9 protein-coding genes and 1 pseudogene are annotated in these 13,457 nt (G+C 72.7%); 6 read left to right on the top strand and 4 right to left on the bottom strand.

Annotated features, from left to right (window positions below; all coding sequences use genetic code 11):
• Window positions 1-714, bottom strand: a pseudogene (locus C3489_RS36715) (ADP-ribosylglycohydrolase family protein); the annotation flags it as partial.
• Window positions 715-743: 29 nt separating this feature from the next.
• Here C3489_RS36715 and C3489_RS36710 point away from each other — a divergent pair.
• From C3489_RS36710 to narI, 6 genes are all read left to right on the top strand, one after another.
• Window positions 744-1,577, top strand: a complete 834-nt coding sequence (locus C3489_RS36710) for a helix-turn-helix domain-containing protein (protein WP_103786481.1) — start codon at window positions 744-746, stop codon at window positions 1,575-1,577.
• Window positions 1,578-1,604: 27 nt separating this feature from the next.
• Window positions 1,605-2,471 carry a helix-turn-helix transcriptional regulator gene (locus C3489_RS36705; protein WP_103786480.1) on the top strand — a complete coding sequence of 289 codons (867 nt, stop codon included), beginning with the start codon at window positions 1,605-1,607 and terminating at the stop codon, window positions 2,469-2,471.
• A 79-nt stretch (window positions 2,472-2,550) separates the two neighbouring features.
• A complete protein-coding gene (locus C3489_RS36700) occupies window positions 2,551-6,234 on the top strand; it encodes a nitrate reductase subunit alpha (protein ID WP_103786479.1) in 3,684 nt (1,227 codons plus the stop codon).
• Window positions 6,234-7,850 (top strand): nitrate reductase subunit beta, encoded by a 1,617-nt coding sequence (gene narH / locus C3489_RS36695; RefSeq protein ID WP_103786478.1) that lies wholly within the window; start codon window positions 6,234-6,236, stop codon window positions 7,848-7,850. The genes C3489_RS36700 and narH overlap by 1 nt, the downstream gene beginning before the upstream one ends.
• A complete protein-coding gene (narJ, locus tag C3489_RS36690) occupies window positions 7,850-8,344 on the top strand; it encodes a nitrate reductase molybdenum cofactor assembly chaperone (RefSeq protein WP_103786477.1) in 495 nt (164 codons plus the stop codon). The genes narH and narJ overlap by 1 nt, the downstream gene beginning before the upstream one ends.
• Window positions 8,341-9,060: a respiratory nitrate reductase subunit gamma gene (gene narI / locus C3489_RS36685; protein WP_103786476.1), complete on the top strand. Its 720-nt coding sequence runs from the start codon at window positions 8,341-8,343 to the stop codon at window positions 9,058-9,060. Before narJ ends, narI begins: the two co-directional genes overlap by 4 nt.
• A 73-nt stretch (window positions 9,061-9,133) precedes the next feature.
• Here the strand turns inward: narI and C3489_RS36680 are convergent, their stop codons facing one another.
• The 3 genes from C3489_RS36680 to C3489_RS36670 all read right to left on the bottom strand — a co-directional run bounded on the left by C3489_RS36680 (window position 9,134) and on the right by C3489_RS36670 (window position 13,283).
• The gene (locus tag C3489_RS36680) at window positions 9,134-9,559 is read right to left on the bottom strand and encodes an OsmC family protein (protein WP_103786475.1); all 426 of its coding nucleotides are present in this window, start codon (window positions 9,557-9,559) and stop codon (window positions 9,134-9,136) included.
• A 98-nt stretch (window positions 9,560-9,657) separates the two neighbouring features.
• The gene (locus C3489_RS36675) at window positions 9,658-11,034 is read right to left on the bottom strand and encodes an amino acid permease (protein WP_103786474.1); all 1,377 of its coding nucleotides are present in this window, start codon (window positions 11,032-11,034) and stop codon (window positions 9,658-9,660) included.
• Window positions 11,035-11,162: 128 nt separating this feature from the next.
• Window positions 11,163-13,283: an alkaline phosphatase family protein gene (locus C3489_RS36670; protein ID WP_103786473.1), complete on the bottom strand. Its 2,121-nt coding sequence runs from the start codon at window positions 13,281-13,283 to the stop codon at window positions 11,163-11,165.
• Between the last annotated feature and the right edge of the window lie 174 nt (window positions 13,284-13,457).

Raw genomic sequence — 13,457 nt, 5'->3', positions numbered from 1 at the left:
CGAGAAGGCGCAGGGTGCGCAGCACGGCACCCTCGATCGAGTCGCCGTCGCGGACGATGTGGGCGACCGCCGCGGCGAGCGCGCCGGCCGCGTAGTACCCGGTGGGTGGCCGTGGGTGATCCGCGCGCAGCGTGCGGCGAGGTCGAAGGCCCGGTCGGCGGGGGCGCCGGTCAGCCCGAAGGGGGCGGAGCGCATCACGGCGCCGCAGCCCTTGGAGCCGGGGTTGACGGGGCCGGGCGGGCCGAGCTCGGCGTGGGGGTCGGGCACGAGCTCGCTGGTCAGGCCGGACAGACAGGCGTTGCCGGGGGCGCGGCGGGCGTACAGCCAGGCCTGGCCCCACAGGCCGCGGTTGCCGTCGTCCGGGCGGGGCTTGCGCTGGGTGTACAGCCAGCGCCCGTACGCCTCCCGCAGCAGGTGGACCGCGGCGCCGCCGATGCCCTTCTCGCGCTCCCGCTCGTGCGCCTGGCGCAGGCCCTCCACGGTGAACAGCGTCATCTGGGTGTCGTCGCTGATCCGGCCCACCACCCCGTCACTGTCGGGGACGAGCCCGGTGACACCGCGCGCACCGTGCGCGGCGCGGATGCGGTCCAGCGAGGAGAACTCCACGGGGTAGCCGAGGGCGTCGCCGAGCGCCCCGCCCAGCAGGCTGCCCCGCACCCGGGACCGGTACACGGCCTCACCGGTCCAGTTCGGCTGCCGCCACGGCTCGTTCACGCGATCGCTCCTCGGCTACGGTCGTACACATGACCATTGTCGCGTCCGGCACCCCCGCCTCTTCCACCACCCCCGCGGGCCAGGGCGTCGGCCCGCTGCTGCGGGCCTGGCGGGAGCGGCGGCGGATCAGTCAGCTGGAGCTGGCGCTGCGCGCCGACTCCTCGGCCCGGCACATCTCCTTCGTCGAGACGGGCCGTTCCCGGCCCAGCGAGGAGATGGTGCTGCGGCTGGCGGAGCACTTGGAGGTGCCGGTGCGCGAGCGCAACGCGCTGCTGCTGGCGGCCGGTTACGCCCCGCGCTACCCGGAGACCCCGCTGGACGACCCGGCGCTCGGCGCGCTGCGGGACGGCATGGAGCGGCTGATCCAGGGCTACGAGCCGTATCCGGCGCTGGTGGTGGACGGGCTGTACACGGTCCAGGCGGCGAACCGGGGCATCATGATGTTCCTGGAGGGCGTGGAGGAGGGGCTGCTCGAACCCCCGCTCAACGCGATGCGGTTGACGCTGCACCCGCGGGGGATGGCGCCGCGCATCCGGAACCTGCGCGAGTGGCGCGGCCATCTGCTGGCGCAGATGGAACGGCAGATCGCGCTGCAGCGCTCCGGGGAACTGCGCGCGCTGTACGAGGAGGTGGCGGCCTACCCGCTGCCCGAGCGGACCGCGGCGGACACCGAGCCCGAGGAGCCGTACCCGTACTTCGCGCTGCCGCTGCGGATCGAGCACGAGGGCCGGGTGCTGTCGTTCATCTCGTCGATCTCCACGTTCAACACGCCGATGGACATCACGGTCGCGGAGCTGGCGATCGAGACGTTCCTTCCCGCCGACCCGGCCACCGTGAAGTACCTTCATTCGCTGGGAAGTTGACGAGGCGACGGCTGCGGGGAGGACGGCGTGAGCGAGCGGCGGCCCGCGCCCACCGTGGGTCAGGTGGTGCTCGGCAGACGGTTGCGGGAGCTGCGCGAGGCGGCCGGCCTGAGCCGTGAGGAGGCCGCGCGGGTGCTGCGCGTGGCGTCGGCGACGGTGCGGCGGATGGAGACGGCCGAGGTCGCGCTGAAGATCCCGTATGTACAGGTGCTGCTGGAGACGTACGGGGCCGGCGAGGCGGAGGCCGCCGAGTTCGTGACGCTCGCCGAGGAGGCCAACCGGCCCGGCTGGTGGCAGCGCTTCCACGACGTGCTGCCGGACTGGTTCAGCCTGTTCGTCAGCCTGGAGGGCGCGGCACGCCTGATGCGCTCCTACGAGCCGCACTTCGTGCCGGGGCTGCTGCAGACGGAGGACTACGCGCGTGCCGTGCTGGAGTCCGGCTCGATCGGGCGGCGCGGCCCCGCGGCCACGGAACGGCATGTGTCGCTGCGCATGGAGCGGCAGCGGCTGCTGGAGCGCCCGGAGCCGCCGCACCTGTGGGTGGTCATGGACGAGACGGTGCTGCTGCGCCCGGTGGGCCGGGACCCGCGGATCATGCGGGGGCAGCTGGACAAGCTCCTGGAGTTCGCCGAGCGCGACCGGGTCACCCTGCAGATCGCCGAGTTCGCCTCCGGCCCGCACCCGGGGACGTACGCCCCGTTCTCCCTGTTCCGCTTCGCCGAGCCGGAGCTGCCCGACATGGTGGTCACCGAGTACCTCAGCGGCGCGCTGTACCTGGACTCCCGCAAGGAGGTGTCGGTGCATCTGGAGGTGCTGGACCATCTGACGACGCACGCCGCGTCGGCCGAGCGGACCAAGCGGATCCTCGCCGCCTGCCGTGACCGTCTGGCGTAGCCCGTACGGGTGCGCTGAACAGGTGTGCCGCCCCGCCCGCCCCTAGCGTCGAGCCAGAGGGCGAGCCGAGGGAGCGCAGGTGACCGAGACGCGAATACCGCCCACCGAGCCGGGCGCGGCACTGCTGCGCGCCGGCCGGTTCTTCCGTCCGGGGACGCCGTCCGCTGACCTGCACAGCGTGGCGCTGACCGGCGGCCGCGAGGCGGACGCCTTCTACCGCGACCGCTGGAGCCACGACAAGGTCGTCAACTCCACGCACGGCGTGAACTGCACCGGCTCGTGCCGCTGGAAGGTGTACGTCAAGGACGGCGTCATCACCTGGGAGACGCAAGCGACCGACTACCCGTCGGTGGGCCCGGACCGCCCCGAGTACGAGCCGCGGGGCTGCCCGCGGGGCGCGGCGTTCTCCTGGTACACCTACTCCCCCACCCGGGTGCGCCACCCCTATGTCCGCGGCGTGCTGCTGCAGATGTACCGCGAGGCGCGCGAGCGGCTCGGCGACCCCGTGCTGGCCTGGGCCGACATCCAGTCCGACCCCGAGCGCCGGCGCCGCTACCAGCGGGCGCGCGGCAAGGGCGGCCTGGTGCGGGCCGACTGGGAGGAGGCGGTGGAGATCGTCGCCGCCGCCCATGTGCACACCATCAGCACCTACGGCCCGGACCGGATCGCCGGCTTCTCCCCGATCCCGGCGATGTCGATGGTGTCGCACGCGGCCGGGGCGCGTTTCCACTCCCTCTTCGGCGCCCCGATGCTGTCGTTCTACGACTGGTACGCCGACCTTCCCGTCGCCTCCCCGCAGGTCTTCGGCGACCAGACCGACGTGCCGGAGTCCGGGGACTGGTGGGACGCGGCCTATCTGATGATGTGGGGCTCGAACGTGCCCGTCACCCGCACCCCGGACGCGCACTGGATGGCCGAGGCGCGCTACCGGGGGCAGAAGGTGGTGGTGGTCGCCCCGGACTACGCCGACAACGCCAAGTTCGCCGACGAGTGGCTGCACCCGCACCCGGGCACGGACGGGGCGCTGGCCCTGGCGATGGGGCATGTGATCCTCAAGGAGTTCTTCGTCGACCGCACCACCCCGTTCTTCACCGACTACGTGCGCCGCTTCACCGACCTGCCCTTCCTCGTCACCCTCACCGAACGGGACGGGGCGTGGGTCCCGGGCAAGTTCCTGCGCTCGCGCGATCTGGGCGACCGGTCGGAGGGCGCCGAGTGGAAGACGGTCGTCCTGGACGCGGCGAGCGGCCGGGCGGTGGCCCCGAACGGCTCGCTCGGCTTTCGCTGGACGGAGTCCGGCAAGGGCCGCTGGAACCTCGAACTCGGCTCGATCGAACCCCGGTTGAGCCTGTACGGCAGCGAGGTCGCGGTCGGTGTGGAGGTGCTGCTGCCGCGCTTCGACACCGAGGGCGGGCCGCACGGCCAGGGGCGCGGCGACGTGCTGCGCCGAGGTGTGCCGGCGACCCGGCTGGGCGGGCTGGACGGCCCTCTGGTGACGACCGTGTTCGATCTGCTGCTCGCCCAGTACGGCGTGGCCCGCCCGGACCTGCCGGGCCGCTGGCCCGCCTCCTACGACGACGCCGGGGCGCCCGGCACGCCCGCCTGGCAGGAGGCGCACACCTCCGTCCCGGCCGCCGCGTGCGTCAGGATCGCGCGGGAGTTCGCCCGGACCGCCGAGCGCTCCAAGGGCCGCTGCATGATCCTCATGGGCGCCGGCACCAACCACTGGTTCCACTCGGAGACCATCTACCGGGCCTTCCTCGCTCTGCTCCAGCTCACCGGCTGCCAGGGCCGCAACGGCGGCGGCTGGGCGCACTACGTCGGCCAGGAGAAGTGCCGCCCGGTCACCGGCTGGGCCACGCTGGCGGCCGGCCTGGACTGGTCCCGGCCGCCCCGGCAGATGATCGGCACCGCGTACTGGTATCTCAACACCGACCAGTGGCGCTACGACCGCTTCCGCGCCGACGTGCTGGCCTCGCCGCTGGCCGAGGGACGGCTCGCCGGGATGACGGGCGCGGACTGCCTGGCGCTGTCGGCGCGCTCGGGCTGGATGCCGTCGTACCCGACGTTCGACCGCAACCCTCTTCAGCTGGGCGAGGCGTTCGGCGACCCGGTGGCGAAGGCGGTCGCCGAACTGCGCGCGGGCACGCTGAAGTTCGCCTGCGAGGACCCGGACGCGCCGGAGAACTGGCCCCGGGTGCTGACGCTGTGGCGGGCGAACCTGCTCGGCTCCTCGGCCAAGGGCGCCGAGTACTTCACCAGGCATCTGCTGGGCACCCACTCCTCGCTGCGTGCCGAGGAGGCCGCCCCCGAGGAGCGTCCCCGGGACGTGGTGTGGCGGCGGGAGGCGCCCGAGGGCAAGCTCGACCTGCTGCTGTCGCTGGACTTCCGGCACACCTCCTCCACGCTGCTGTCGGACGTCGTGCTGCCGGCGGCGACCTGGTACGAGAAGCACGACCTGTCGTCCACCGACATGCACCCCTATGTGCACTCCTTCACGCCGGCCGTGGACCCGCCGTGGCAGGCGCGCACCGACTTCGAGACGTTCAAGGCGCTGGCCGAGAAGCTCAGCGAGCTGGCCGTGGACCACCTCGGTGTCCGCAAGGACCTGGTGGCCTCCCCGCTCCAGCACGACACACCCGGCGAGATCGCCCAGCCCGGCGGGGTGGTGCGGGACTGGAAGCGCGGCGAGTGCGCTCCGGAGCCCGGCCGGACCCTGCCGAACCTGACCGTCGTCGAGCGGGACTACACGGCGGTCGGCGCGAAGTTCGCGGCGCTCGGCCCGCTGGTGGAGGAGCTCGGGCTGCCCGCCAAGGGCATCGCGCTGCGGCCCGACGAGGAGGTGGAGCACCTGCGGCGGCTGAACGGGACCGATCAGCAGGGGCGCCCCTCGCTGGACACCGCGGTGAAGGCCGCGAACACCATCCTCGCGCTGTCCGGCACCACCAACGGGCGCCTGGCCACGCAGGGCTTCCACACCCTTGAGCAGCGCACCGGGCAGCAGATGGCCCACCTGGCCGCCGAGCACGAGGGCAAGCGGGTCACCTACGCCGACACGCAGGCGGCGCCGGTGCCGGTGATCACCTCGCCGGAGTGGTCGGGCAGCGAGGCCGGCGGGCGGCGGTACACGGCGTTCACGCTGAACACCGAGCACCTCAAGCCGTGGCACACCCTCACCGGGCGCCAGCACTTCTTCCTCGACCACGACTGGATCCACGAGCTCGGCGAGGCGCTGCCGGTGTACCGGCCGCCGCTGGACATGAACAAGCTCTTCGGCGAACCCCGCCTCGGGCCCGACGGGCAGCGGGAGGTGACGGTGCGTTACCTCACCCCGCACAACAAGTGGTCCATCCACTCCGAGTACCAGGACAACCTGTTCATGCTGGCGCTCTCCCGCGGCGGGCAGAACATCTGGATGTCGCCCGAGGACGCCGACGCCATCGGGGTGCAGGACAACGACTGGATCGAGGCGGTCAACCGCAACGGGGTGGTCGTCGCCCGGGCGGTCGTCTCGCACCGGATGCCGCCCGGCACGGTGTACATGCACCACGCGCAGGAGCGCACGGTGGCCGTGCCGAAGACGGAGACGACCGGGATGCGCGGCGGCATCCACAACTCGCTGACCCGGCTGATCCTCAAACCGACCCATCTGGTCGGCGGGTACGCCCAGTTGTCGTGGGCGTTCAACTACCTGGGGCCGACCGGCAACCAGCGTGACGAGGTGACGGTGATCCGCCGCCGCGCCCAGGAGGTCGAGTACTGATGCGCCCGATGGCCCAGATCGCGATGGTGATGAACCTCGACAAGTGCATCGGCTGCCACACCTGCTCGGTCACCTGCAAACAGGCGTGGACCAACCGGCGCGGCATGGAGTACGTCTGGTTCAACAACGTCGAGACCCGGCCCGGCCAGGGCTACCCGCGCCGCTACGAGGACCAGTCCCGCTGGCGCGGCGGCTGGGAGCTGAACCGCCGGGGTGCGCTGAGGCTGAAGGCGGGCGGGCGGCTGAAGAAGCTCGCCGGGATCTTCTCCAACCCCCGGCTGCCGGAGATCAAGGACTACTACGAGCCCTGGACGTACGACTACAAGAACCTCACCGACGCCCCGCTCGGCGACGACTTCCCGGTGGCGCGGCCGGTGTCGTCGATCACCGACAAGCCGATGAAGATCGAGTGGTCGTCGAACTGGGACGACAACCTCGGCGGGGCGCCCGCCCACGGAGAGCTGGACCCGATGGTGGAGCGCACCCGGCAGCACGCCTGCGACCAGGTGCGGTTCGCCTACGAGCAGACGTTCATGTTCTACCTGCCGCGCATCTGCGAGCACTGCCTGAACCCGTCCTGTGTGGCCTCCTGCCCGTCCGGCGCGATGTACAAGCGGACCGAGGACGGCATCGTCCTGGTCGACCAGGACCGCTGCCGGGGCTGGCGGATGTGCGTGACCGGATGCCCGTACAAGAAAGTGTACTTCAACCACCGCACCGGCAAGGCCGAGAAGTGCACCCTGTGCTACCCGCGCATCGAGGCCGGTCTGCCGACGGTCTGCTCGGAGACCTGCGTGGGCCGGCTGCGCTATCTGGGCGTGGTGCTGTACGACGCCGACCGGGTGGCCGCGGCAGCCGCCACGCCGGACGAACGGGACCTGTACGAGGCGCAGTTGAGCGTGTTCCTCGACCCGGACGATCCCGCTGTGCGGCGGGCCTGCGAGAAGGCGGGCATCGCGCACGACTGGATCGAGGCGGCCCGTCGCTCGCCCGTGCACGCGCTGATCAGCCGCTACCGGGTGGCGCTGCCGCTGCACCCGGAGTACCGCACGATGCCGATGGTCTGGTACATCCCGCCGCTGTCGCCGGTGGTGGACGCGCTGACCGGGACCGGGCACGACGGCGAGGACGCGGCCAACCTGTTCGGCGCGATCGACACGCTGCGCATCCCGCTGCAGTACCTGGCGGAGGTCTTCACCGCCGGGGACGTGGGCCCGGTGCGGGCCGCGCTGGACAGGCTCGCCGCGATGCGCTCCCACATGCGGGCGATCAACCTCGGTGAGGAGCCGGACGCGGCCGTCGGCGCCGCCGTCGGGATGAAACCGGACGAGATCGAGGCGATGTACCGGCTGCTGGCGATCGCCAAGTACGAGGAGCGGTACGTCATCCCGACGGCCGCCGTCGGCGACGCCCGCCGGCTGGAGGAGTCGGCGCTGCCCGACGAGTGCTCGCTGGACTTCGACGGCGGCCCCGGCATGGGCGGCGACGGTCCCTTCGGCGGGGACTCCGGACGCCGGCGGCTGCCGCTGGTGTCGGTGGAGAACTTCCATCTGCTGCGCCGCCGCCAGAGCGCGGACGACGAAGCCCAGGTGGCCGACCCGAAGGAGGCACCCTGATGCCCTCGGACGCCGTGCTCTACCAGGCGGCCGCGCTCTGCCTGACCTACCCCGACGACGACCTGTTCGCCCGGCTGCCGCTGCTGCGCGAGGCGGCCCCGCAGCTGCGGGCCTTCACCGACCACGCCGCCGTCACCGAGCCGCACGAACTGGCCGCGCACTATGTGCAGGTCTTCGACCTGAGGAACCGGCACAGCCTCTATCTGAGCTGGTGGCGCGACGGGGACACCCGGCGGCGCGGGATGTCGCTGGTCCGCTTCAAGGAGCTGTACCGGGCGCACGGCCTTCAGTTCACCGACGAGGAACTGCCGGACTTCCTGCCCGCGGTGCTGGAGTTCACCTCGCGCACCGGCGACACCGGCCTGCTGACCGAGTACCGCGACGGGCTGGAGCAGCTCCGGGCGCGGCTGACCGCCTTCGGCACCCCGTACGCGGCCGTCCTGGACGCCGTGTGCTCCACGCTGCCGCCGGCCCGTTCCGAGGTGCGCCGATGACCACCCTGCTCTGGGGCGCCCTGCCCTACATCGCGTTCGTGCTGCTGGTGGCGGGCCTGTTCTGGCGCCACCGCTACGACAGGTTCGGCTGGACCACCCGCTCCTCGCAGGTGTACGAGTCCAGGCTGCTGAACATCGCCTCGCCGGCCTTCCACTACGGCATCCTGTTCGTGCTCGCCGGCCATCTGATCGGCCTGTTCGTGCCGATGTCATGGACGGACACGCTCGGGGTGAGCGAGCACGCGTACCACCTGCTGTCGCTGTACGGCGGTACCGCGGCCGGCGTGCTGACGCTCGCCGGGATCGGGCTGCTGGTCCACCGCCGCCGCACCAGGGCGCCGGTGTTCCGGGCGACCACGGTGAACGACAAGCTGATGTACCTGGTCCTGCTGGCGGCGATCGTGCTGGGCATGGTCGCCAAGCTCGCCCACGCCGGCGGCGACGGCTACGACTACCGCACGACCATCGGCCCCTGGGCGCGCAGCCTGTTCACGCTGCAGCCGAGGACACAGCTGATGGAGGGTGTGCCGGTGCTGTACCAGGTGCACGCGGTGGTCGGCATGGCGCTGATCGCGCTGGTGCCGTACACCCGGCTGGTGCACATGTTCAGCGCGCCCGTGCAGTACCTGTTCCGGCCGTATCTCGTCTACCGGAGCCGTGACCCGAAGCAGCTGGGGCCGCGCCCGGAGCGGCGGGGCTGGGAGCGGACGGGCTAGCCTCGCCGCACACGACGGCGCGGACCGCTCCCCGGTGACCGGGGGCGGTCCGCGCCACTGTGTGTCCGCGGGCTCAGGCGAGCTTCGCGTCCAGCGTGATCGGTACGGCCTTCAGCGCCTGGCTGACCGGGCAGTTGGCCTTGGCGTCCTCGGCGGCGGCGACGAACGCGTCGTTGTCGAGGCCGGGGACGGTGCCCTCGACGGTGAGGTGGATGCCGGTGATGCCCTCACCCGGCTGGAAGGTGACGTCGGCGGAGGTGACCAGCTTGGTGGGCGGGTTGCCGGCGCCGGCCAGGCCGTGCGAGAGGGCCATGGAGAAGCAGCTGGAGTGGGCGGCGGCGATCAGCTCCTCCGGGCTGGTCTTGCCGTTCGCCTGCTCGGCGCGCGACGGCCACGACACCGGCTGCTGGCCGATGCCGGAGGAGTCGAAGGTGACGACGCCGCTGCCCTCTAGCAGGTTGCCTTCCCAGACGGTGTGTGCGGAACGCGTGGTGGCCACGTTTCTTCCTTTCGCGCGTGCGGCCCCGACGAAAGCGGGGTTCCCTCGGACCCCATCCGATCACATTTCCGCGCACCGCACGCGCAGGACCGGCCCCCTCAGCCCGTGCCGCGCTGCCGCCGGGCCGCCAGCCACGCGTACACCGGGACGCCCGCGAAGAGGAACAGCACGCCCTGGTAGACGGCCGCGTACCCGGCGCCCGCGACCAGCCACAGCGAGAAGCCGAAGGCGAGCGCGGCGATGACCGCGTCGCGCACCAGCCGCGCCCGGTCGATCCGCTCACCGCGCGCGAGGTGGTGGAGCTGCGCGGCGGTGGCCAGCAGGTACGGCACGGTCGCGGTGAACGTGGTGACGAGCACGAGGATCTCGAACACACGCGCGGAACCGGCCGTGTAGTTGTAGATGGTCAGCAGCGAGGCGAGCACCACGGTGACACCGACGCCGACGGTCGGCACGCCGCGCCGCTTGCGGGTGAACGCGGCCGGGAACAGCCCGTCCCGGGCCGCCGCGTACGGGGTCTGCGCGCTCAGCAGCGTCCAGCCGTTGAGGCAGCCGGTCATCGACACCAGAGCGGCCAGCGCCACGGCCCAGCCGCCCCAGGAGCCGCCGAACATGGCGTCGACGGCATCGGAGAACGGGGCGGTGGAGTGCACGAGACGGTCGTGGGCGACCGTGCCGAACACGGCGAGGGTGCCGAGCAGGTAGACGAGGGCGGCGCCGACGGTGCCGATGACGGTGGCGCGGCCGACGTTGCGGCGCGGGTCGCGGACCTCGCCGGCGCTGACGGCGGCGGACTCCACGCCCAGGTAGGAGAAGAGCAGGATGGCGGCCGACGCGGAGATCGCCCCGAGCGTGCCGCCGCCGGTGGCCTGGAAGGGGCCGAGGTTGCGCGCGTCGAAATGGAACAGCCCGCCGACCGCGACGAGCAGCAGCGGCGCGAACTTCAGCACGGTGGAGACCAGCTGCACGGCGCCGACGTACCGGCTGCCGGCGAAGTTGGACAGGGCGGGCAGCCACTGGATGACGAGCGCGGCCAGGCAGGCGCTCCACTTGTGGTCGCCGACGGGGATCAGCACGTCGAGGTAGCCGACGGCGGCGACGGCGAGGGCCGCGTTGGAGACCCAGGTGGTGATCCAGTACGCCCAGGCGGCGAGGAAGCCGGCGAAGTCGCCGAACGCCTCACGGGCGTAGACGTAGGGGCCGCCGGTGCGCGGGTCGCGCTCGGCGAGCCGCCCGAAGACCAGGGCCAGCGCGATGGCGCCGAGCGTCAGGACGCCGAAGGCGAGCAGGCTGACGGTGCCGAAGGGCGCCACGGAGGCCGGGAGCAGAAAGATCCCGCCGCCGATGATGTTGCCCGTCACGAGCGCGGTGGCAACGGGAAGCCCGAAGCGGCGGGTGTGCCTGTCGGGGGCCGCGGGGCCGGTCGATGCGACCGCCTGCGGGGCCGGAGCCTGGACGGTTCCGGTGTCGTGCATGGGGTGGTGCGCCTCTCGTACGTGCTGGGTGGCCCGGGATCGCCGGGCGGCCCGCTGAACTGCGGGGCCGGTGCCCGGGATCGCCGGACGACCGCCCATGTTCGGTCACGGGTTCGAGACGCACCAAATCACGCGGTTTTGTCCTGCACGGCCGGGTCGGGAGCCACAAAAGCTGCACTGCCGAGGGCCTCGGACCGCGAATCGTCCACCGGAACCTGGGGGCCGTCCGCCTCGCGCAGCCAGCGCCGCAGCACCCGGTGGACATGCTCGGCGCCCACCAGGTCCACCCCGTCGGCCACGGGCGCGGACAGCGCCAGGGGCGACAGGAGGAAGGGCCGGTTCTGGGCGCCGCCGAGCCCGCCGTGGGAGCCGATCTGCTCCTCGAAGGCGAGCACCTCGCCGTCGGCGGGGTCGTGGAAGGAGTTGACCATGATGTCGGCGGCGTGCGGAAAGGAGTGGGTGCGGCGCACGGCGTCGGCGGCACCGGCCCCGAAGTCGGCGAGCGGCCCACACCCGTCCTTCAGCTCCTCGACGGGTGTCTCGGCCCCCCGAGCACCCAGCACCACCCCGCCGTGTTCTTCACTGCGCACGAGCAGGAAGCCGATGCCGGGATGGTTGGCGAGAGTGGGCAGCAGCGCCGGGTGCCGGGCGTCGATCTCCTCCCGGGTCATGCGGTGGGGCACGTCCGGGAAGGACACCAGGCCGAGGTTGCCGGAGGCGAGCACGACCGGCTCGGAGCGACGGGCGGGGCGGTGCTGGTCGCCGCCCTCCTCCACCGGGCGGCGCAGCGCGGCGCGCACGGCGTTGCGGGCCTCGGCGCCGCTGCGGGTGTGCCGGGCACGGCGCGGCACGGGCAGCCCGCACCCGGCCCGCACCAGGTCCCCCAGGGTCAGCCCGTACCGGGAGCGGAACGTCTCCCCGGGACTCTGCCCGTGATCGGACAGCACGACGATCCGGTACGGCCGCGGGGCGTGCTCGGCGGCCTTCTCGATCAGGGCCAGCGACCGGTCCAGCCGCTGCAGCACCTTCTCCGCGTCACGGCTCGCCGGGCCGGAGTGGTGGGCGACCTCGTCGTAGGCGACGAGGTCGGCGTAGACGGCGGTGCGGCCGGCGAGCAGGTCGCCCATGACGGCGGCTACGACGACGTCACGTTCGACGACGGTGGCGAAGGCGCGCACGAAGGGGTAGAGGCCGCCCCTGCTCACCCGCGGCCGCTGCTTGCGCAGCCGGGCCCGGACGGACTGCCCGATCTCCCGGCTGACCTCGGCGACGAAGGACAGGGCGGTGCGGACGGCGTTGGCCGGGTCGGAGAAGTAGGCGAAGTACCCGGCGCGGGAGCGGTTGCCGCGGCCGATACGGGCGGACACCGACAGCACGAGGGCGTTCTCGTCCGCCCCGCCGCTGAAGAGGTTGCCGCGGCTGGCGCCGTCGGCGGTGAGCAGCCCCCCGTCCCGCGTGCGCCCGACGGCCCGGCGCTGGAGCTCGGCGGCGGAGGAGGGCCGGTTGCAGACCATCACCTCCCGGGTGTCCTTCTCGTACCACCGGAAGGCGGGCACGTCGTGGTTGGAGCCGTGCAGGATGCCGAGCTGGCTGGCGCCGGTCTGGCTGGACCAGTCGGTGCGCCAGGGGGTGAGCCGGTGGGTGGGCTCGCCGAGCCAGCGGGCGACGGTCGGCATGAGCCCCTTGTCCACGGCGTCCCGGAGCACGTCGTGGCCGACGCCGTCCAGCTGCAGGAAGACGGTGCCGGGCCCGGCCGGACAGGGCGGCCCGTGCCGGCGCCGACGGGTGGCGAGCCGCAGCAGCCGGCGCCGGTAGGCGTCGTCGTCCCGCACCGCGAGGGCGGCGCCGGTCGCGGAGGCCACGGCGGACATCACGGCCGCGACGATCACGGCGGTCTCGGGGGCGGCGGCGCTGTCCCCGGAGGGATTGATCCGCAGGGCGAGCCACAGCAGCGACCCGTTGAGGAAGAAGACGAGCAGCCCGAGCAGCAACGCGGGCACCAACAGCAGCAGCCGCACGAGCAACGGCCACACGAGCGCCGACAACAGACCGAACGCCCCGGCCCCGAGGGCGGCGGTCACGGCTATCCGGGTCGCGCTGTCACCGTCGGCGGACTGCAACTGGAAGTCGGGCAGCACCCCGGCGAGCACGAGCATGGTCAGTGTGGACGCCGCCCACACGACGACACTCCGCCCCACCTGCCCGAAAACCCGCCCCCAACGCCCTCCCACCACGCCACGACCTCCCATCGCACCCCGGCTCACGACGGACCAGGCCCATACACCCTGTCATACCGGTTTGTCCTGGGGTGGGGGCGCGGGAGGGGGCTGGGGGCGACCCCGTCCGGGTGCAGGGGGCGAAGCCCCCGCGGGGTCCGGGCGGAGCCCCGTGACGGCACCTCCTGGCCAACCCGGAGACCGGGC

The organism is Streptomyces sp. Ru71, assembly GCF_002920535.1.
GTDB lineage: Bacteria > Actinomycetota > Actinomycetes > Streptomycetales > Streptomycetaceae > Streptomyces.
Note: the sequence above shows the minus strand (reverse complement) of the source record. Positions and strands in the feature narration are given on the sequence as shown.